The 19,932-nt window shown below is 66.1% G+C and carries 21 protein-coding genes and 1 tRNA gene; 16 read left to right on the top strand and 6 right to left on the bottom strand.

Features of this window, described 5'->3' with window-relative positions:
* Positions 1 to 78 precede the first annotated feature (78 nt).
* From WS75_RS17655 to WS75_RS17630, 6 genes are all read left to right on the top strand, one after another.
* Positions 79 to 1,584 carry an RNA polymerase factor sigma-54 gene (locus WS75_RS17655; RefSeq protein WP_059681682.1) on the top strand — a complete coding sequence of 502 codons (1,506 nt, stop codon included), beginning with the start codon at positions 79 to 81 and terminating at the stop codon, positions 1,582 to 1,584.
* A gap of 159 nt (positions 1,585 to 1,743) precedes the next feature.
* Entirely contained in the window at positions 1,744 to 2,103 is a 360-nt protein-coding gene (gene hpf, locus WS75_RS17650; protein ID WP_006477786.1) for a ribosome hibernation-promoting factor, HPF/YfiA family, read from the top strand.
* A 169-nt stretch (positions 2,104 to 2,272) separates the two neighbouring features.
* Positions 2,273 to 2,812 (top strand): PTS sugar transporter subunit IIA, encoded by a 540-nt coding sequence (locus WS75_RS17645; protein ID WP_059598834.1) that lies wholly within the window; start codon positions 2,273 to 2,275, stop codon positions 2,810 to 2,812.
* Positions 2,813 to 2,931: 119 nt separating this feature from the next.
* Entirely contained in the window at positions 2,932 to 3,900 is a 969-nt protein-coding gene (hprK, locus tag WS75_RS17640) for an HPr(Ser) kinase/phosphatase (RefSeq protein WP_010090664.1), read from the top strand.
* Between the two features lie 76 nt (positions 3,901 to 3,976).
* Positions 3,977 to 4,885: an RNase adapter RapZ gene (gene rapZ / locus WS75_RS17635; protein ID WP_059526093.1), complete on the top strand. Its 909-nt coding sequence runs from the start codon at positions 3,977 to 3,979 to the stop codon at positions 4,883 to 4,885.
* A 26-nt stretch (positions 4,886 to 4,911) separates the two neighbouring features.
* Complete coding sequence (locus WS75_RS17630; protein ID WP_059681681.1) at positions 4,912 to 5,547, top strand: LON peptidase substrate-binding domain-containing protein; 636 nt, start codon at positions 4,912 to 4,914, stop codon at positions 5,545 to 5,547.
* Between the two features lie 114 nt (positions 5,548 to 5,661).
* On the opposite strand, the gene mutY is transcribed toward WS75_RS17630, so the two are convergent.
* Both mutY and mutM read right to left on the bottom strand, forming a co-directional pair.
* Positions 5,662 to 6,768: an A/G-specific adenine glycosylase gene (mutY, locus tag WS75_RS17625; RefSeq protein WP_059681680.1), complete on the bottom strand. Its 1,107-nt coding sequence runs from the start codon at positions 6,766 to 6,768 to the stop codon at positions 5,662 to 5,664.
* A gap of 37 nt (positions 6,769 to 6,805) precedes the next feature.
* Positions 6,806 to 7,633 carry a bifunctional DNA-formamidopyrimidine glycosylase/DNA-(apurinic or apyrimidinic site) lyase gene (gene mutM, locus WS75_RS17620; protein ID WP_059598837.1) on the bottom strand — a complete coding sequence of 276 codons (828 nt, stop codon included), beginning with the start codon at positions 7,631 to 7,633 and terminating at the stop codon, positions 6,806 to 6,808.
* An 86-nt stretch (positions 7,634 to 7,719) separates the two neighbouring features.
* Between mutM and WS75_RS17615 the strand changes: the two genes are divergently transcribed.
* The 8 genes from WS75_RS17615 (at position 7,720) to hisC (ending at position 14,898) form a co-directional block, all read left to right on the top strand.
* Positions 7,720 to 9,543: a tetratricopeptide repeat protein gene (locus WS75_RS17615; RefSeq protein WP_059681679.1), complete on the top strand. Its 1,824-nt coding sequence runs from the start codon at positions 7,720 to 7,722 to the stop codon at positions 9,541 to 9,543.
* On the top strand, positions 9,543 to 10,163 hold the full coding sequence (gene lolB / locus WS75_RS17610) for a lipoprotein insertase outer membrane protein LolB (protein ID WP_059681678.1): 621 nt from the start codon (positions 9,543 to 9,545) through the stop codon (positions 10,161 to 10,163). The genes WS75_RS17615 and lolB overlap by 1 nt, the downstream gene beginning before the upstream one ends.
* A 27-nt stretch (positions 10,164 to 10,190) precedes the next feature.
* Positions 10,191 to 11,072 (top strand): 4-(cytidine 5'-diphospho)-2-C-methyl-D-erythritol kinase, encoded by an 882-nt coding sequence (gene ispE, locus WS75_RS17605; protein WP_059681677.1) that lies wholly within the window; start codon positions 10,191 to 10,193, stop codon positions 11,070 to 11,072.
* 53 nt (positions 11,073 to 11,125) lie between these two features.
* Positions 11,126 to 11,202: transfer RNA gene (locus WS75_RS17600), tRNA-Gln, on the top strand.
* Positions 11,203 to 11,246: 44 nt separating this feature from the next.
* Positions 11,247 to 12,209 carry a ribose-phosphate pyrophosphokinase gene (locus WS75_RS17595; protein ID WP_059681676.1) on the top strand — a complete coding sequence of 321 codons (963 nt, stop codon included), beginning with the start codon at positions 11,247 to 11,249 and terminating at the stop codon, positions 12,207 to 12,209.
* A 162-nt stretch (positions 12,210 to 12,371) separates the two neighbouring features.
* On the top strand, positions 12,372 to 12,980 hold the full coding sequence (locus tag WS75_RS17590) for a 50S ribosomal protein L25/general stress protein Ctc (protein WP_059681699.1): 609 nt from the start codon (positions 12,372 to 12,374) through the stop codon (positions 12,978 to 12,980).
* 120 nt (positions 12,981 to 13,100) lie between these two features.
* Positions 13,101 to 13,700 carry an aminoacyl-tRNA hydrolase gene (pth, locus tag WS75_RS17585; RefSeq protein ID WP_059451462.1) on the top strand — a complete coding sequence of 200 codons (600 nt, stop codon included), beginning with the start codon at positions 13,101 to 13,103 and terminating at the stop codon, positions 13,698 to 13,700.
* Between the two features lie 130 nt (positions 13,701 to 13,830).
* Positions 13,831 to 14,898 carry a histidinol-phosphate transaminase gene (hisC, locus tag WS75_RS17580; protein WP_059681675.1) on the top strand — a complete coding sequence of 356 codons (1,068 nt, stop codon included), beginning with the start codon at positions 13,831 to 13,833 and terminating at the stop codon, positions 14,896 to 14,898.
* Positions 14,899 to 14,979: 81 nt separating this feature from the next.
* On the opposite strand, the gene WS75_RS17575 is transcribed toward hisC, so the two are convergent.
* From WS75_RS17575 to rsmD, 3 genes are all read right to left on the bottom strand, one after another.
* Complete coding sequence (locus tag WS75_RS17575; protein ID WP_059681674.1) at positions 14,980 to 15,246, bottom strand: YfhL family 4Fe-4S dicluster ferredoxin; 267 nt, start codon at positions 15,244 to 15,246, stop codon at positions 14,980 to 14,982.
* 59 nt (positions 15,247 to 15,305) lie between these two features.
* Positions 15,306 to 15,803, bottom strand: coding sequence for a pantetheine-phosphate adenylyltransferase (gene coaD, locus WS75_RS17570; protein ID WP_006398238.1), 498 nt, complete (start codon positions 15,801 to 15,803; stop codon positions 15,306 to 15,308).
* Positions 15,804 to 15,914: 111 nt separating this feature from the next.
* A complete protein-coding gene (gene rsmD, locus WS75_RS17565) occupies positions 15,915 to 16,529 on the bottom strand; it encodes a 16S rRNA (guanine(966)-N(2))-methyltransferase RsmD (RefSeq protein WP_059681673.1) in 615 nt (204 codons plus the stop codon).
* Between the two features lie 202 nt (positions 16,530 to 16,731).
* On the opposite strand from rsmD, the gene ftsY reads away from it, so the two are divergent.
* Positions 16,732 to 17,877, top strand: a complete 1,146-nt coding sequence (ftsY, locus tag WS75_RS17560; protein WP_059681672.1) for a signal recognition particle-docking protein FtsY — start codon at positions 16,732 to 16,734, stop codon at positions 17,875 to 17,877.
* 93 nt (positions 17,878 to 17,970) lie between these two features.
* On the opposite strand, the gene maiA is transcribed toward ftsY, so the two are convergent.
* Entirely contained in the window at positions 17,971 to 18,615 is a 645-nt protein-coding gene (gene maiA, locus WS75_RS17555) for a maleylacetoacetate isomerase (RefSeq protein WP_059681671.1), read from the bottom strand.
* 179 nt (positions 18,616 to 18,794) lie between these two features.
* Between maiA and ybiB the strand changes: the two genes are divergently transcribed.
* Positions 18,795 to 19,787 carry a DNA-binding protein YbiB gene (gene ybiB, locus WS75_RS17550; RefSeq protein ID WP_059681698.1) on the top strand — a complete coding sequence of 331 codons (993 nt, stop codon included), beginning with the start codon at positions 18,795 to 18,797 and terminating at the stop codon, positions 19,785 to 19,787.
* The last annotated feature ends 145 nt before the right edge of the window (positions 19,788 to 19,932 follow it).

Below are 19,932 nucleotides of genomic sequence, written 5' to 3'. Positions count from 1 at the left end.
GCGCCGCGCCGCGCGTAATCGCGGATGGCTCAAGGCACCTGGGTCGTGGCAAACTGCCGGTATGACTCCCTCTCTGCCATGAAAGCCAGCCTTCAACTCCGCCTGTCGCAACACCTGGCACTGACACCGCAACTGCAGCAGTCGATCCGGCTGCTGCAGTTGTCGACGCTCGAACTGCAGCAGGAAGTCGCGATGGCTGTCGCGCAAAATCCGCTGCTCGAGAACGATGACGACTGGATCGCGAGTCCGCTGCGCGTCGCGGCGGACGGATCGCTGATCGCGCAGACGCCGCCCAGCCAGAATACCGAGTCGGGCGCCGCGAACGGTAGCAGCCAGTCGAGCGATCGTGCCGAGCGCGACGAACCGGCCGCCGCCGACGAATACGACAGCTACGCATCGGGCGACGCCGGCGACGGCCCGCAGTGGAATCTCGACGAGTTCGGCCGCTCGAGCGGCGCATCGGACGACGACGACCTCCCGCCGCTGCAGGTGCAGGAAGCCGCGACGTCGTTGCGCGACCACCTGTCCGCGCAATTGCGCGTCACGCAGGCCAGCCCGCGCGATCGCGCGCTCGTGATGTTCCTGATCGAATCGCTCGACGACGACGGCTACCTGACCGCCTCCCTCGACGAAGTGCTCGCCGACCTGCCGCCGGAACTGGAAATCGACTGCGACGAACTGAACGCAGCGCTCGCGCTGCTGCACAGCTTCGATCCTGCCGGGGTCGGTGCCCGCTCGGCGTCCGAATGCCTGAAGCTGCAGTTGCTGCGCCTCGATCCGTCCCCGACACGCACGCTCGCGCTCGAGATCGTGTCGCAGCATCTCGAACTGCTCGCCGCGCGCGACTTCACGCGGCTGCGCAAGCACCTGAAGGCGACCGACGACGCACTGCGCGACGCGCACGCGCTGATCCGCTCGCTGGAGCCGTTCCCCGGCGCCGCGTACGGCAAGGCCGAGGCCGATTACGTCGTGCCCGACATCATCGTGAAGAAGGCCGGCCAGGGCTGGCTCGCGGAACTCAATCCGGAAGTGATGCCGCGCCTGCGAATCAACAACCTGTACGCGAACATCCTGCGCAACAGCCGCGGCGACCCGTCGGCCGGATCGTTGAAACAGCAACTCCAGGAAGCACGCTGGCTGATCAAGAACATCCAGCAGCGATTCGACACGATCCTGCGTGTCGCGCAGGCTATTGTCGAACGTCAGAAGAATTTCTTTGCGCACGGTGAAATTGCCATGCGCCCCTTGGTTTTGCGGGAAATAGCTGATACGCTGGGCCTACACGAGTCGACTGTCAGCCGTGTGACAACTGGCAAGTACATGCTGACCCCGTTCGGGACGCTTGAATTTAAGTACTTCTTCGGATCACACGTTTCGACCGACACCGGAGGCGCCGCATCGTCGACCGCCATCCGAGCCCTGATCAAGCAACTGATAGGAGCTGAAGACCCAAAATCGCCACTTTCGGACAGCCGCATTGCCGAGCTGCTGGCAGAACAGGGATTCGTGGTCGCGCGCCGCACGGTTGCCAAATATCGCGAAGCCCTCAAAATCCCGGCAGTGAATCTGCGCAAGTCTCTTTAAGCCTGCTGCCTGCCCGGCGGCAGGCGTGTTCCGGCCACCGCGCACACGGGGAACAGGCCGGGCGACTTGTCCGCGAATATGCCGCTACCTGCGGCAGGGGCAAGTCGACCGGAGCGCCGCCTCGATGCGGCCGGGTGGTCACTCGCTTGGAGAAGCACTATGAACCTGAAGATCAGTGGACATCATCTCGAAGTCACGCCTGCAATTCGCGAATACGTGATCACCAAGCTGGACCGGGTGCTACGGCATAGCGATCAGGTGATCGATGGCACTGTGATCCTCTCGGTCGACAATCACAAGGAAAAGGACAAGCAGCAGCGCGCGGAAATCAACCTGCATCTGAAGGGCAAGGACATCTTCGTCGAAAGCGCGAACGGCAACCTGTACGCTGCGATCGATCTGTTGATCGACAAGCTGGATCGCCAGGTCGTCAAGCACATGGAGCGTCTGCAGACCCATGCGCACGACCCGATCAAGCTGCAGCCGTCGATCGACCAGATCGAACTGCCGCCGCAATAACATTCACCGCAATACACACGCCGCCCGGTTCGCCGGGCGTTTTTTTTGTGTCCGAGCGGCAGTGGTGCGACCGGTCCGTCCATGCCGCGCCACGCGCGCGGCTGTGCTCTATAATGTTCCGGTTATCGCCGGGGGGCGTTGGGTGCGGTAGCTGCCTTGCAGGTTTCCGATGCCGAACGCCTTGATATCGCCGAACATGGAAAATCAGTCTGCCGCCGCAAGGAGACCCCAGGCCGCCCAATCGCCTGCCAACATGAATCGCCTAGCTAAAATCCTGCCCATAGAGAACGTCGTCATCGACCTCTCCGTCACCAGCAAGAAACGCGTCTTCGAACAAGCCGGGTTGATCTTCGAGAATCAGAACGGCATCGCCCGCAGCACCGTCACGGATAACCTGTTCGCGCGCGAGCGCCTCGGTTCGACCGGGCTCGGCGAAGGCGTCGCGATTCCGCACGGGCGCATCAAGGGGCTCAAGCACCCGCTCGCCGCGTTCGTGCGGCTGGCCGACGCGATCCCGTTCGAAGCGCCCGACGGCCAGCCCGTCGGTCTCCTGATTTTCCTGCTCGTCCCCGAGCAAGCCACCCAGCAGCACCTCGAGATCCTGTCGGAAATCGCGCAACTGCTGTCCGATCGCGACGCGCGCGAGCGTCTGCACAACGAAACGGATATCGCCGAGTTGCATCGCCTGCTCACTCAGTGGCAACCTTGAGCTGATCCGGGCGGAATTTTTCCGGTACGAGGCGGCACACGCCATCGTCCAGGGCCGCCCGGTATGGCGACGTCCGTCGCCGCGCGCCTGCACACCGGCCCATTGGAGTGACGAGAGTCATGGATACGTCCAGCATCAACGCCCAGAGCATCTTCGACGACAACGCGGCCACGCTGAAGCTGAGCTGGCTGACGGGGCATGAAGGCTGGGAGCGCGGTTTTTCGGCCGACACCGTCGCCAACGCAACGTCGAGCGCCGACCTCGTCGGCCACCTGAACCTGATCCACCCGAACCGGATCCAGGTGCTCGGCGAAGCCGAAATCGACTACTACCAGCGGCAGACCGACGAAGACCGTTCGCGCCACATGGCCGAGCTGATCGCCCTCGAGCCACCGTTCCTCGTCGTCGCCGGCGGCGCTGCGGCGCCGCCCGAACTCGTGCTGCGCTGCACGCGCTCGTCCACGCCGCTGTTCACGACGCCGATGTCGGCCGCCGCGGTGATCGACAGCCTGCGGCTCTACATGTCGCGCATCCTCGCGCCGCGCGCGACGCTGCACGGCGTGTTCCTCGACATCCTCGGGATGGGCGTGCTGCTCACCGGCGACTCCGGGCTCGGCAAGAGCGAACTGGGCCTCGAACTCATCAGTCGCGGCCACGGCCTCGTCGCCGACGACGCCGTCGATTTCGTCCGACTTGGCCCCGATTTCGTCGAAGGCCGCTGCCCGCCGCTGCTGCAGAACCTGCTCGAAGTGCGCGGCCTCGGCCTGCTCGACATCAAGACGATCTTCGGTGAAACGGCGGTGCGCCGGAAAATGAAGCTGAAGCTCATCGTCCAGCTCGTGCGCCGCCCGGACGGCGAATTCCAGCGGCTGCCGCTGGAAAGCCAGACGGTCGACGTGCTCGGCCTGCCGATCAGCAAGGTCACGATCCAGGTTGCGGCCGGCCGCAACCTCGCGGTGCTCGTCGAGGCGGCCGTGCGGAATACGATCCTGCAGTTGCGCGGAATCGACACGTTGCGCGATTTCATGGATCGGCAACGACTCGCGATGCAGGATCCCGACAGTCAGTTCCCCGGCAAGCTCGTGTAATGCTCCCCGCGCCGGCCTCGCAGCGCCGACGCGTCGAGCCGGTGCTATGATGAAACGTCAGGATTCTCTGCTTCCCATGCGCATCGTCCTTATCACCGGCATCTCCGGCTCAGGCAAGTCCGTCGCGCTGAACGCGCTCGAAGACGCAGGCTACTACTGCGTCGACAACCTGCCGCCGCACGTGCTTCCCGAACTCGCCCGCTACCTGGCCGACGGTGGCCAGCACCGGCTCGCGGTCGCGATCGACGCGCGTTCGAGCGCGTCGCTGGACGAAATGCCCGGCCTGATCCGCGCGCTGTCGCTCGAGCACGATGTCCGCGTGCTGTTCCTCAACGCGAGCACGCAGGCGCTGATCCAGCGCTTCTCCGAAACGCGCCGGCGCCACCCGCTGTCGGGCTCGCCGTCGCACGACGCGAACGTCGGGCTGCTGTCGTCGCTCGAGGAAGCGATCGAGCGCGAACGCGAGCTGGTCGCGCCGCTCGCCGAATTCGGCCACCAGATCGATACCAGCACGCTGCGCGCGAACGTGCTGCGCACGTGGGTCAAGCGCTTCATCGAGCAGAAGAACAACGACCTGATGGTGATGTTCGAGTCGTTCGGCTTCAAGCGCGGCGTGCCGCTCGATGCCGACCTGATGTTCGACGTGCGCGCGCTGCCGAACCCGTACTACGACCATGAGCTGCGCCCGCTCACCGGGCTGGACCAGCCGGTCATCGCCTTTCTCGACGCACTGCCGATCGTCCACCAGATGATCGACGACATCCATGCGTTCCTGACGAAATGGCTCCCGCACTTTCGCGAAGACAACCGCAGCTACCTGACCGTCGCCATCGGCTGCACGGGCGGTCAGCATCGCTCGGTGTTCATCGCGGAAACGCTCGCCGCGCGACTCGCGCACGATGCGAACGTGATCGTGCGGCATCGTGACGCGCCCGTGGATGTCGACGCGTCGTCGCGGCTCGTCGCCGAGGTCGAACGACCTTAGCGACACCGCCCTCTTGCCGGTGCGCCATGTCCACGCTATCGACCACCCTGATCGACCTGCCGCTGTTTCCGCTGCATACGGTGCTGTTCCCCGGTGGCTGGCTGCCGCTCAAGGTGTTCGAGGCGCGCTACCTCGACATGTCCCGCGCATGCCTGCGCGACGACGCGCCGTTCGGCGTGTGCCTGCTCAAGAGCGGGCCCGAAGTCGCGCAGGACGGCGCCGTGTCGGTGCCCGAGACGATCGGCTGCATGGCGCGTATCACCGAGTGCGATACCGGCGAATTCGGGATGCTGTATCTGCAGGCGATCGGCACGCAGCGATTCGAGCTGCTGTCGTATCGCGTCGAAGGCAACGGGCTGCTGGTCGGGATCGCGGAGCCGCTGCCCGACGACATCCCGCTCGAAGGTGAACAGGCGCTCGCGCAATTCGGCTCGTGTGCCGAGGTGCTGGAGCGCATCATCGAAGCGCTGAAGAAATCCGAACCGGACAAGATGCCGTTCGCCGAACCGTTTCGCCTAGACGACCCGAGCTGGGTATCGAACCGCCTCGCCGAACTGCTGCCGCTCGACCTGCGTGCGCGGCAGAAATTGATGGAATTTCCGGACGTCGGCGCGCGGATCGATGCCGTGCACCACATACTCGACCGGCACGGATGGCTGTAAGCCTCGGCTGGCCAGGCGCGTCGCAGCGGCGTCGCCGAGCGAATCATCCTGGCGGGCAAAACACCCGCGGCGGCCCGGCGCTTTCGTGAGGGCGCCGCGCCCTTCCCCCGTTCTTTACAGCAGCGGCCCGCTCAACGCATCGAGCAGTTTGCGCACGGGCGCCGGCACGCCGTACGCATCGAGCCCCGCCAACGGCACCCACGCCGTCTCGGCATCCTGCACATGCGTGAGCGGCCGCCCGCCGTTCGCCACATCGCTCAGCCGCGGCTCGATCTCGAGCCGGAAATGCGTGAACGTGTGCGTGAACGGCGCGAGCGGCACCGGGCCACCGCCGCCGAAACCGCGTGCGAGTTCCGCGAGTGCCGCATCGCCGTCTGCCTGCGGCAGGCACCACAGGCCGCCCCAGATGCCGGCCGGCGGACGCCGCTCGAGCAGCACGGCGTCGCCGTCGCGCAGCACGAGCATCCAGGTCTTGCGCGTCGGCACCGCCTTCTTCGGCCGCGCAGCCGGAAGTTCGCGCTGCCGGCCCGTCGATCGCGCGACACAGTCGCCCGCGAACGGGCAGCGCGCGCAATCCGGCTTGCCGCGCACGCACAGCGTCGCGCCGAGATCCATCAGCCCCTGCGTATAGGCACTCACGTCGGCCGCGTTCGCGGCATCCGGCAGCAGCGATTCCGCAAGCGCCCACATGTCGTTCTCGACGCGCTTCTCGCCCGGAAAGCCTTCGACGCCGAACACCCGCGCCAGCACGCGCTTCACGTTGCCGTCGAGGATCGTTGCGCGCGCACCATAGGCAAACGACGCAATCGCCGCGGCCGTCGAACGGCCGATGCCCGGCAGTTCGGCGAGCGCTTCCGGCGTCGACGGGAATACGCCGCCATGCTCGGCGACGACGACCTGCGCGCAGCGATGCAGGTTGCGTGCGCGCGAGTAGTAGCCGAGCCCGGCCCACAGCGCCATCACGTCGTCGGACGGCGCGGCCGCGAGCGCGGCGACGTCGGGAAAGCGCTCGAGAAAGCGCGTGTAATACGGGACGACGGTCGAGACCTGCGTCTGCTGCAGCATGATTTCCGACAGCCAGATCCAGTAGGGATCGCGGGTGTTCTGCCACGGCAGGTCGTGGCGACCGTGCACGCGCTGCCAGGCGATCAGGCGCGTGGCGAACGTGCGATGCAGCGGTGTGACGGGGAACGGAGCGGGAGCAATGCGGGGCGGCTTCAAGTGTTCGAATCTTTGGAAAGAGGTTGCAACGCGCGACTCAGCGCTGGCAGGTCGGGCAGAAATAGGTCGAGCGCTGCCCCTGCACGATCTGGCGGATCGGCGTGCCGCAGGTGCGGCAAGGTAGCCCCGCCCGGTCGTAGACGAAGCAGTCGAGCTGGAAATAGCCGCTTTCGCCGTTGCTGCCGACGAAATCGCGCAGCGTGCTGCCGCCGCGCTCGATCGCGTCGGCGAGGGTCGCGCGCACCGCGTCGGCCAGCCGCTCGTAGCGCGGCAGCGACACCTTGCCGGCGGCGGTCGTCGGCCGGATGCCCGCGCGAAACAGGCTCTCCGACGCATAGATGTTGCCGACGCCGACGACCATGTTGCCCGCGAGCAGCGCCTGCTTGACCGACACCGTGCGGCCGCGCGTGCGCGCGTGCAGCAGCGCGCCGGTGAACGCCGGCGAGAACGGCTCGACGCCGAGGCTGGCGAGCAGCGGATGCGCATGCACGTCGCCCGCTTCGCGTGGGTGCCACAGCACCGCGCCGAAACGGCGTGGATCGCGGAACCGGAGCACGAATTCGTCGAAGATCCAGTCGATGTGGTCGTGTTTCGCGGCGACCGGCACGCCGGCTGCGGGCAGCACGCGCAGCGTGCCCGTCATCCCGAGATGAACGATGAACCAGCCCGCGTCGACCTCGAACAGCAGATACTTGCCGCGACGCTCGACGGCGAGCACCTCGCGCGCGCGCAATTGCTCGGCGAGCTCCGCCGGCACGGGCCAGCGCAGCATCGCGGTACGGACGTCGACACGCTCGACGCGGCGGCCCGCGACAAAGGGCTCGATGCCCCGGCGCGTGACTTCGACTTCTGGCAACTCTGGCATGTTTTGCGGGTCTGAGACGGGATTCACGATCGTGCGTGTATTGTAGCGAGCGCGTTACAATCGGTTGAAACATCGAACGGATTTCCATGACTCTGCCCTCGAAGCTGCTTCTGAAGCGCCCCGCCGCCGTGCGCGGCGCGCGCGCCTTCCCGGTCCGCCGTGCGCTCGGCGCCTGGCTGCTCGCCGCGTGGACCCTCACCGCCTTACCGGCACACGCGCAGAATCCGGCATCGGACGACGCGGAGCCGCAGGGCGCGTTCGAGCACGTAATGCCGGACGAGAACAAGGATCTCCCGGGTGTCCCGCTGACGAGCCAGATCGTCTATCAGGTGTTGGCCGCCGAGGTCGCGCTCCAGCGCAACCAGCCTGCGCCGGCCTACCAGACCTACCTCGCGCTCGCCCGCGACACGCGCGACCCCCGCATGGCGCAGCGTGCGACCGAGATCGCGCTCGGCGCGCAAAGCCCGGCCGACGCGCTGTCGGCGGCCAATCTGTGGCGCCAGTACGCACCCGATTCGAACCGCGCATCGCAAGTCGACGCCGCGCTGCTCGTGCTCGCCGGCAAGCCGGCCGACGCGCAGCCGATGCTCGCGCGCGAACTGGCCCGCGCGACCGGCGAAACGCGCGGCCCCGCGATCCTCGCGCTGCAGGCACTGCTGGTGCGCGGCGCCGACCGCGTCGGCGGCCTCGCGGTGCTGAAGGACATGCTGAAGAACGACATGAACCGCCCCGAGGCGCAGCTCGCGATCGCGCGGCAGCAACTCGCGGTCGACGACAAGGAAGGCGCGGCGCAGTCGCTGAAGCAGGCGCTGCAGATCCGCCCCGACTATCTGCCGGCGGCGCTGATGCTGTCGCAGATGGGGCCCGCCGAGCGCGCGGCCGGCATCGCGTCGTTCGAGAAATATGTTCAGCAGAATCCGAAGTCGCGCGATGCGCGCCTCGCTCTGTCGCAGCTCTATCTCGCCGACGACCGCCTCGACGACGCGCAGAAGCAGTTCGAGACGATGCGCAAGCTCGACTCGAAGGACCCGACTCCGCTGATGGCGCTCGCGCTGATCAAGATCCAGCAGAAGAAGCTCGACGATGCGAGCGCGTACCTGAAACAGTACGTGCAGCTCGGCGACAAGCAGCCGAACCTCGACGTCGGCCAGGGCTACATCTACCTCGCGCAGATCTCGATCGAACAGGGCAACGACGTGCAGGCGTCGCAATGGCTCGACAAGGTCGACCAGACGAGCCAGCACTACCTGCCCGCGCAGATCACGCGCGCGCAGCTGCTGCAGAAACAGGGCAAGACCGACGAGGCGCGCAAGGTGCTCGACGACCTGCCGATCAGCGATCCGCGCGATGCGGCCGTGGTCGCACGCACCGATGCGTCGATCCTGTTCACCGCGAAGCGCTATCCGGAAGCCGAGGCGCGACTCGCGCAGGCAGTCCAGGATTTCCCGGACGATCCCGACCTGCGCTACGACTACGCCATGGCGGCCGAGAAGACCGGCCACTACGCGGCGATGGAAAAGCAGCTGCGCGAGCTGATCCGCACGCAGCCCGACAACCCGCAGGCGTACAACGCGCTCGGCTATTCGCTGGCCGATCGCAACCAGCGCCTGCCCGAGGCCAGCAAGCTGATCGACAAGGCCCTGTCGCTCGCGCCGAACGACGCGTACATCATGGACAGCCTCGGCTGGGTGAAGTACCGGATGGGCGACACGGCCGGCGCGACGAAGGTGCTGCGGCGCGCGTACGAACTGCAGCCGAACGCCGAGATCGGCGCGCACCTCGGCGAAGTGCTGTGGAAGAGCGGCGCGCAGGAGGACGCGCGCGTCGCGTGGCGTGCCGCGCAGAAGCTCGAACCCGACAACGACACGCTCGTGCAGACGCTCAAGCGCCTGCAGGTCAACGGCCTCTGATGCGGATGTTCCCGATGCTTTCCCCGTCTTCCCGCGCGCTGCACGCGCTGGCCGCGGCCGGCGCCGCGCTCGCGCTCGTCGGCTGCGCGAGCACGCCGCCGTCGGCAAATGCGCCGTCGGGCGCCGTGCTGCAGACGGCCGCGACACACGCGTACCACGGCCGCTTCGCGGTGCAGTACAGCGACAGCCTCGGCCGACCGCAGAACGTGTACGGCAACTTCGACTGGCAGGAGCACGGCGACGACGTGTCGCTCGAACTGCGCAGCCCGCTCGGCCAGACGCTCGCGGTCGTGAAATCGACGCCGCAGGCCGCATCGCTCGAACTGCCGAACCGCCAGCCGCAATACGCGACGGACGTCGGCGAACTGATGCAGAATGCGCTCGGCTTCTCGCTGCCGCTGGCCGGTCTGCGCTATTGGCTGCTGCCAACGCCCGCGCCCGCGACGCCCGCGCAGACGGTGCGCGACCCGGCGGACACGACGCACGTCAAGCAGATCCGCCAGGACGGCTGGACGATCGACTATCTCGCCTACGCAGACGCACCGGCGACGGGCGTCAAACGCGTCAACCTCGTGCGCGCGACGCCGCCGCTCGACATCAAGCTCGTGCTCGACCAGTAAGCACGTGAACCTAGCCCCGACATACGCATGACCGATTCGACCCGCTCGCTGCGCAACTGCCTTGCGCCCGCGAAACTCAACCTGTTCCTGCACATCACCGGCCGTCGACCGAACGGCTATCACGATCTGCAGAGCGTGTTCCAGCTGCTGAACTGGGGCGATACGCTGCACTTCACGCTGCGTGACGACGGTCGCGTCGCACGCGTCACCGACGTGCCGGGCGTGCCCGAGGAAAGCGATCTCGTCGTGCGCGCGGCCAACCTGCTGAAAACGCACACGGGCACCACGGCCGGCGTCGACATCGAGATCGACAAGCGCCTGCCGATGGGCGCGGGCCTCGGCGGCGGCAGCTCCGACGCGGCGACGACGCTGCTCGCGCTGAACCGTCTGTGGCAACTCGATCTGCCGCGCACGGAACTGCAGTCGCTCGCGGTGAAACTCGGCGCGGACGTCCCGTTCTTTGTTTTTGGAAAAAATGCGTTCGCAGAGGGTATCGGAGAAGAATTAGCTGAGGTAGAATTGCCGACTCGCTGGTTCTTGGTTGTGACGCCACGAGTTCATGTCCCCACCGCTGAAATTTTTTCAGATGAGTTGTTGACAAGAGATACGAAGCGCGTCACAATTACGGACTTTCTTGCACAGCAAAGCAGCGATGCGGGATGGCCAGATAGCTTCGGTCGGAACGACATGCAGCAAGTTGTGACAAGTAAGTACGCGGAAGTTGCGCAGGTGGTCAAATGGTTGTATGATGTGACCCCCGCGAGGATGACCGGCTCCGGAGCAAGCGTGTTTGCAGCGTTTCGTAGCAGGCACGAGGCAGAAGCGGCGAAAGCCAAGCTGCCCACCGGTTGGAACGGTGCAGTTGCCGAGAGCCTGAACGAGCATCCGCTCTTCGCTTTCGCGTCATGAAGTTTTGCTTTATCGGATAGCCTACATGTCCGGTGAAGTTATCAGTTGAGTGTAGGGGAGTCGCCAAGTTGGTCAAGGCACCGGATTTTGATTCCGGCATGCGAGGGTTCGAGTCCTTCCTCCCCTGCCAAAAATTTTCCCGCATTTCCCGCCTAAGCCTGAAGCAGGTGCACGATGAGCAGCCACAGCCATGATGGCTTGATGGTCTTTACTGGCAACGCGAATCCCGCGCTCGCCCAGGAAGTCGTCAATATCCTTGGAATCCCCCTCGGCAAAGCAATGGTCAGCCGTTTCTCCGACGGCGAGATCCAGGTCGAGATCCAGGAAAACGTGCGCGGCAAGGACGTCTTCGTCCTGCAATCCACGTGCGCGCCGACGAACGACAATCTGATGGAACTGATGATCATGGTCGACGCGCTCAAGCGTGCGTCCGCCGGCCGGATCACTGCCGCCATCCCCTACTTCGGCTATGCCCGCCAGGACCGTCGCCCGCGCTCGGCGCGCGTCGCGATCTCGGCGAAGGTCGTCGCGAACATGCTGGAAATCGCCGGCGTCGAGCGGATCATCACGATGGATCTGCACGCCGACCAGATTCAAGGCTTCTTCGACATCCCGGTCGACAACATCTACGCAACGCCGATCCTGCTGGGCGACCTGCGCAAGCAGAACTACTCGGATCTGCTCGTCGTGTCGCCGGACGTCGGCGGCGTGGTCCGTGCCCGGGCACTCGCGAAGCAGCTCAACTGCGATCTCGCGATCATCGACAAGCGTCGTCCGAAGGCGAACGTCGCCGAAGTGATGAACATCATCGGTGAAGTCGAAGGCCGCACCTGCGTGATCATGGACGACATGGTCGATACGGCCGGCACGCTCTGCAAGGCCGCGCAAGTGCTGAAGGATCGCGGTGCGAAGCAGGTGTTCGCGTACGCGACGCACCCGGTTCTGTCGGGCGGCGCCGCCGACCGCATCGCCGCATCGGCACTCGACGAGCTGGTCGTCACCGATACGATTCCGCTGTCGGCCGAATCGCTGGCGTGCTCGAAGATCCGCTCGCTGACGAGCGCGAGCCTGCTGGCCGAAACGTTCTCGCGGATTCGCCGCGGCGACTCGGTGATGTCGCTGTTCGCGGAATCCTGATCGCGGAACGACAAGACAAAGCATGCGCGGAAAGCGAAGCGGCAACGCTTCGCTTTTTGCACAATCGGACGGGATAGACGAAGCCCCGTCCGTTTCATCGGGGGCCGCCATTTCGCCGGCCCCGTTTTACTGCCTGGTCGCGGGCAGCTAATGGAGAATCACATGAAAGTCGTCGCTTTCGAGCGCCAACAGCAAGGTACGGGTGCGAGCCGCCGCCTGCGCAACGCCGGTAAGACCACGGGTATCGTCTACGGTGGCGAAGCAGCCCCGCAAAAGATCGAACTCGATCACAACGCGCTGTGGCACGCACTGAAGAAGGAAGCATTCCACTCGTCGATCCTCGAACTCGAAGTGGCTGGCCAGTCGCAACAGGTTCTGCTGCGCGACGTGCAATACCACCCGTTCAAGCAACTCGTGCTGCACGTGGACTTCCAGCGCGTCGACGCGAAGAAGAAGCTGCACACGAAGGTGCCGCTGCACTTCCTGAACGCTGAAGTCAGCCCGGCAGTGAAGCTGTCGAGCGCAATCGTCTCGCACGTCGCGACGGAAATCGAAGTCGAGTGCCTGCCGTCGGCTCTGCCGGAATTCCTCGAAGTCGATCTGTCGAAGATCGAAGCAGGTCAGTCGCTGCACGCGAAGGACATCGCACTGCCGAACGGCGTGACGCTGGTCGCGCACGTCGACGCGGAAAACCCGGTTGTCGCATCGGCGACGGTCCCGGCTGGTGCCGTGTCGGACGCAGCAGGCGAAGGCGAAACGCCGGCTGCCTAAACGGCCGCCTACGCGCCCGTTCGATCCGTTTCAAGAAACGGTCGACACAACCCGCCGCGGCTTGCCCGGCGGGTTTTTCTTTTTCTGCGCCCAGGCGGGCGCTGCCGCCTACGAAACGTCATGATCAAACTGATCGTCGGCCTCGGCAATCCCGGGGCAGAATACACTGCGACGCGCCACAACGCCGGCTTCTGGCTGATCGACCAGCTCGCCCGCGAAGCAGGCGCGACGCTGCGCGACGAGCGCCGCTTCCATGGCTTCTACGCGAAGGCGCGCCTGCACGGCGAGGAAGTCCACCTGCTCGAGCCGCAAACCTACATGAACCGCTCCGGCCAGTCGGTCGTCGCGCTCGCGAGTTTCTTCAAGATCCTGCCCGACCAGATCCTCGTCGCACACGACGAACTCGATCTGCCGCCCGGCACGGTGAAGCTGAAGCTCGGCGGCGGCAGCGGCGGTCACAACGGTCTGAAGGACATCACCGCGCATCTGTCGTCGCAGCAGTACTGGCGCCTGCGCATCGGCATCGGCCATCCGCGCGACCTGATCCCGGAAGGCGCGCGCGCCGGCGCGAAGCCCGACGTCGCGAACTTCGTGCTGAAGCCGCCGCGCCGCGAAGAGCAGGACGTGATCGACGCATCGATCGAGCGCGCGCTCGCCGTCATGCCGATGGTCGTCAAGGGCGAACTCGACCGCGCGACGATGCAGTTGCATCGCAACTGACGCCGCACCGCACCGGCATGGTGCAACGTGCCGTCCGGCTGCGCCGGGCGGCGTCTCCGTCGTGCGCAATCGCGCACCGCAGCATCCACATGCGGTAATCTGGCTGTTTTTGCCCGTCAGGAGCCAAGCGGTGAGCCGTTACTGGAGCGACGTCGTTCAGCAACTCGTGCCTTACGTGCCGGGCGAACAGCCCGCACTCGCACACCCCGTCAAGCTGAACACCAACGAGAATCCCTATCCGCCTTCGCCGCGCGTCGTCGCGGCGATCGCACGCGAACTCGGCGACACCGGCGACACGCTGCGCCGTTATCCCGACCCGCTCGCGCGCGCACTGCGCGAGACGGTCGCGGCCCATCATCGCATCAAGCCCGAGCAGGTCTTCGTCGGCAACGGCTCCGACGAGGTGCTCGCGCACGCGTTCCAGGCCCTGCTCAAGCATGACCGGCCGCTGCGCTTTCCCGATATTTCGTACAGCTTCTACCCGACCTACGCGCGCCTCTACGGTGTCGAGACCGCAATCGTACCGCTCGCGGACGACTTCTCGATCCGTGTCGAAGACTATCTCGACGATGTCGGCGGCGTGCTGTTTCCGAACCCGAACGCACCGACCGGGCGCGCGCTGCCGCTCGCGGACATTGAGCGGATTGCCGCCGCGAACCCGTCGTCGGTCGTGTTGATCGACGAGGCGTACGTCGATTTCGGCGCGCAATCCGCGATCACGCTGATCGACCGCCATCCGAACCTGCTCGTCGTGCACACGACGTCGAAGGCGCGCTCGCTCGCGGGCATGCGTGTCGGCTTCGCGTTCGGCGATGCGGCATTGATCGACGCACTGAATCGTGTGAAGGACAGCTTCAATTCCTATCCGCTCGACCGGCTCGCGCAGGTCGCCGCGCAGGCGGCATACGAAGACACCGACTACTTCGGTGCAATCTGCCGACGCGTGATCGACAGTCGCGCACGGCTCACGCACGCGCTGGAGGCACTTGGTTTCGACATCGTGCCGTCGAGCGCGAATTTCGTGTTCGCGCGCCATCCCGCGCACGATGCGGGCACGATCGCGGCAAAGCTGAAGGATCGGGAAATTTTCGTGCGGCACTTCCGGGCGCCACGCATCGACCAGCATTTGCGCATCACCGTCGGCACCGACGCCGAATGCGACGCGCTCGTCGCGGCATTGCGCGACCTGATCGGCTGAAGCGAAGGGAGAAGTGGAACCGGCGCCGAGCGGCGCCGGTCAGTCAATTCATGACGTTGCGACGCGCGCGTCACCGCACGGTCACTGCGCGTCGTCGCCCTTCGCGGCGATCAACGCGTGATACTTCGCCATCAACTGCGCGTGCGATTCGTCATGCTGCGGATCGCGCGGAATGCATTCGACCGGACACACCTGCTGGCACTGCGGTTCGTCGAAATGGCCGACGCACTCGGTGCACTTGTTGGGGTCGATCACGTAGATATCCGGGCCCATCGAAATCGCGCCGTTCGGGCACTCTGGCTCGCACACGTCGCAATTGATGCACTCGTCGGTAATCATCAAAGACATACTGATCTCACTTCTTCAGGCCAGCGGCCGGCTTCGCAACGAAACCGGCCGGCGCCGCGTCACGCGGCCGGGCCTCCCATCGCGGCGACTTTCTCGGTCAGCCACTTCTCGACGGACGGGAACACGAACTTGCTGACATCGCCGCCCAACTGCGCGATTTCGCGCACGATCGTCCCCGAGATGAACTGATACTGATCGGATGGCGTCATGAACATCGTCTCGACATCGGGCAACAGATAGCGGTTCATCCCCGCCATCTGGAACTCATATTCGAAATCGGACACGGCACGCAGGCCGCGCACGATCACGCGCGCGTTGTTGGTGCGGACAAAGTCCTTCAACAGGCCCTTGAAACCCATCACCTTCACGTTCGGATAATGGCCGAGCACCTCGTTCGCAATCTTCAGACGTTCTTCCAGCGAGAAAAACGGCTTCTTCGCGCGGCTGTCGGCAACACCGACCACCAGCGTATCAAAAATGCTCGATGCACGCCGCACGAGGTCTTCGTGACCGCGTGTCAGCGGATCGAACGTACCGGGATACACGGCGACTACCATGTCGCTCCTCCTGTCATCACGCAAACGGGGTGGCAGCCGTGCGACGCGCACGCCGCTGCCGAGATGGGCATGCGTCGCCTTTGCGGCGCGCCGCCTCGTATGGAACGCGCATTATTCATCATTTTCGCGCTGCAGCAAATGATAGTGAACCGCACCCGCCTTGCCGTGCTTCACCACCTGCCAACCGGCCAGCGCTTCGTGCGCGGCCGGGTCGAGCTCCGCGCCCGTCTCGACGTACAGGGCGCCATCCGGCGCGACGAGCGGCGCCGCCAGTGCGATCGCGCGATCGAGCACGGCCGGCTCACCGAACGGCGGATCGAGGAACACGACGTCGAACGCACCCGGGGTCAGCCCGGCCGCGAGCCGCAGCGCGTCGGCTTCCGCGACCTCGACCGAGCGTGCGCCGAGCTTGTCCTTGATCGCGCGCAGTTGCTGCGCCGCGCGCGGGTGGCGCTCGACCATCACGACGCTCGTCGCGCCGCGCGACGCGGCCTCGAACCCGAGCGCGCCGGTGCCCGCGAACAGGTCGAGGCAGCGCCGGCCTTCGAGATCCTGGCCGAGCCAGTTGAACAGCGTCTCGCGCACGCGATCGGGCGTCGGCCGCAGGCCGTCGAGATCGAGCACGGCGAGCGGCGTGCGCTTCCAGTCACCGCCGATGATGCGGATCGTGTGCGGCTTGCCGCGGCCAGTGGGGGCCGTCGGGCGGCCGGAAGAGGAACGGGACATACGGAATATCGACAACGGAGGGACCGGGTGCGCAAGAGGGCGCACCGCCAAACAGGCGCACGTTACCACAGCGGCGGCACCGGCTGACGCGAGTGCGCCGCCGCACTGATAAAATGCACGGTTTCGGCCGCCATGCGCACGCACGACGGCCCGTCCGGCGCTGCGCCCGAGCGGCGCCCCGCCCTCTTCCCGACGTCAGACCATGTTCAGCTTCTTCAAACGATTCAAGAAAGCGCAGGAGCCCGACTCCGCGGAATCGCAATCGATCGATGCGCCGCAACCGGACGAACCATCCGACACGCGCCCGGCGATCGAAGCGCCGCAAGCCCCCGCGCAACCGCAGCAGGCCGCGCCGGCCGTCGTGATGACGGTCACGCCGACCAACGACGGCACCGACGAAGTCGTCGAAGCGGTCGAGATCGTGCCGCCGCCGACGCAGGACGCCTCCGCGAAGAAATCGTGGCTCGCGCGCCTGAAGTCGGGCCTCGCGAAGACGGGCTCGAGCATCACCGGCGTATTCGTCAATACGAAGATCGACGAGGACCTGTACGAAGAGCTCGAAGCCGCGCTGCTGATGTCCGACGCCGGCGTCGATGCGACCGAGTACCTGCTCGGCGCGCTGCGCGAGAAGGTGCGCGTGGGCCGGCTGACCGATCCGCAGCAGGTGAAGGGCGCGCTGCACGACCTGCTCGTCGAACTGCTGAAGCCGCTCGAGAAATCGCTGATGCTCGGCCGCGCACAGCCGCTCGTGATGATGATCACGGGCGTGAACGGCGCAGGCAAGACCACCAGCATCGGCAAGCTCGCGAAGCATCTGCAGAGCTTCGACCAGTCGGTGCTGCTGGCTGCGGGCGATACGTTCCGCGCGGCTGCGCGCGAACAACTGGCAGTCTGGGGCGAGCGCAACAACGTGACGGTCGTCCAGCAGGAAAGCGGCGACCCGGCTGCCGTGATCTTCGACGCGGTCAGCGCGGCGCGCGCGCGCAGGATCGACGTGATGATGGCCGACACGGCCGGCCGCCTGCCTACGCAGCTGCACCTGATGGAAGAACTGAAGAAGGTGAAGCGCGTGATCTCGAAGGCGCACGATGGCGCGCCGCACGAGGTGCTGCTCGTGATCGACGCGAACACGGGCCAGAACGCGCTCACGCAGGTGAAGGCATTCGACGATGCACTCGGCCTCACGGGCCTGATCGTCACGAAGCTCGATGGCACGGCGAAGGGCGGCATTCTCGCCGCGATCGCGCGGCAGCGCCCGGTGCCCGTCTACTTCATCGGCGTCGGCGAGAAAGTCGAGGACCTGCAGCCGTTCAGCGCAGTGGAATTCGCGGACGCGCTGCTCGGCTGAACGCCGCCGGCCCGCACCGCACGGGGCGCCTTCGGGCGCCCTTTTTCATGCGCGTCCGCCAGCCGTCGGCCGGCGGCTGGCTGACCCACGGCGTCATTCGGCGTCGGGCTGCACGCCGGGCTCTGCGGCCTTGAACGCGTCGAGCGTCGACGCATGATCGGCGATCCGCTGGATCGTCGGAAAGCGCGTCGTGTCGATCGAGAAACGGTTCGCGTTGAACACCTGCGGCACGATGCAGATATCGGCGAGCGTCGGCGTGTCACCGAAGCACAGCTTGCCGGTGCGCGGATCGTTCGCGAGGCGTGTCTCGAGCGATGCGAAACCCGCCTCGATCCAGTGCCGGTACCAGTCGTTCTTCGCTTCCTCGGACACGTTCAGCGAGTGTTTCAGGTACTTGAGCACGCGCAGGTTGTTCAGCGGATGGATCTCGCACGCGACCTGCAGCGCAATCGCCCGCACATATGCGCGGTCGACCGGCTGCTTTGGCAACAGCGCTGGTTCGGGATGCGTTTCCTCGAGATATTCGATGATCGCGAGCGATTGCTGCAGCGTGGCATTGCCGTCGATCAGCGTCGGCACGACCGCATCCGGATTCACCGCGCGGTAGGCGTCCTTCAATTGCTCGCCGCCGTCGCGCAGCATGTGCACGGGAACCGTGTCGTACGGCAGCTGCTTCAGGTTCAGGGCGATCCGCACGCGGTACGACGCGGAACTGCGGAAATAGCTGTAGAGCTTCATGGGATGTCTCTCTGGTTCGTATTCGGCCGGCGACTGCGTCCGCGGCGCACGCGGCACCGCCGGGAACCCGAGTGTAGCGCGCCGCGCCGCGTCGGCGCGCGCCGCCGTGCCCGTGCGATACTCGGGGCATTCCTCACCGCTCACCGCGCGGCCCGATGCCGGCCGCCCCCCACGCCCCGATGACCGCTCCCCTCGACTCCGCTGCCTCGCCGTTTCCTTGCGCCCGCTTCATCAAGGAAATCGGCCGCGGCCCGCACGGCGCACGCGCGCTGTCCGCCGAAGACACGTTCGAGCTGTATCGCGCGATGCTCGATGCGCGCGTGTCGGACGTCGAACTCGGCGCGATCCTGATCGCCTATCGCCTGAAGGGCGAAAGCGCCGATGAACTGGCCGCGATGCTCGCCGCCGCGCAGGCGTCGTTCAAACCCGTGCACGTGCAGGACGCCGCGTTCCGCCCGGTGTCGATCCCGAGCTACAACGGCGCGCGCAAGCAGCCGAACCTGGTGCCGCTGCTCGCGCTGCTGCTCGCGCGCGAAGGCGTGCCGGTGCTCGTACACGGTGTCGAGCGCGATCCGGGCCGCGTGACGAGCGCGGAGATCTTCTCTGCGCTGTCGATCCCGCCGTCGACATCGCACGACGCGATCGAGGACATGCTCGCGGAGCGCCGCGTCGCGTTCGCACCCATTGACGCGCTGGCGCCGCGCATCGCGCGTCTGCTGTCGCTGCGCAGCGTGCTCGGCGTGCGCAACTCGACGCACACGCTTGTGAAGATCCTGCAGCCGTTCGCGCCGGCGGGGCTGCGGCTCGTCAACTACACCCATCCGCCGTACCGCGACAGCCTCGCGCAACTGTTCCGCGATCATCCGGACGCCGCACTGGGCGGCGCGCTGCTCGCGCGCGGCACCGAAGGCGAAGCGGTGGCCGACACGCGGCGCCAGGTACAGGTCGACTGGCTGCACGACGGCGTGTGCGACACGCTGATCGAGCCAGAGCGCTCGTCGAGCGACGCGCCGCCCGTGGCGCTGCCCGAATCGCGCGACGCGGCCACCACGGCCGCGTGGACGGACGCCGTGTTGCGCGGCGAAATTCCGGTACCCGACACGCTTGCGCGGCAGGTCGAGACGATCGTACGAATCGTTCGAATCGAGCGGACAGCCCGGCTCGCACCGTGACCGGCATCCCGGGCCGGCACGCTGTCACACCGGCCTTTCAACCGACCATTTGACACGCGCACGCATCCTGGCATAGAGTTGTCGCCATGCGTTCCTTTCCGAACACCCTCCGAATTACCTCCGGCCGCCTAGCGCGGTCGCTATC

Source organism: Burkholderia sp. FL-7-2-10-S1-D7, assembly GCF_001524185.1.
GTDB classification, from domain to species: domain Bacteria; phylum Pseudomonadota; class Gammaproteobacteria; order Burkholderiales; family Burkholderiaceae; genus Burkholderia; species Burkholderia diffusa.
Note: the sequence above shows the minus strand (reverse complement) of the source record. Positions and strands in the feature narration are given on the sequence as shown.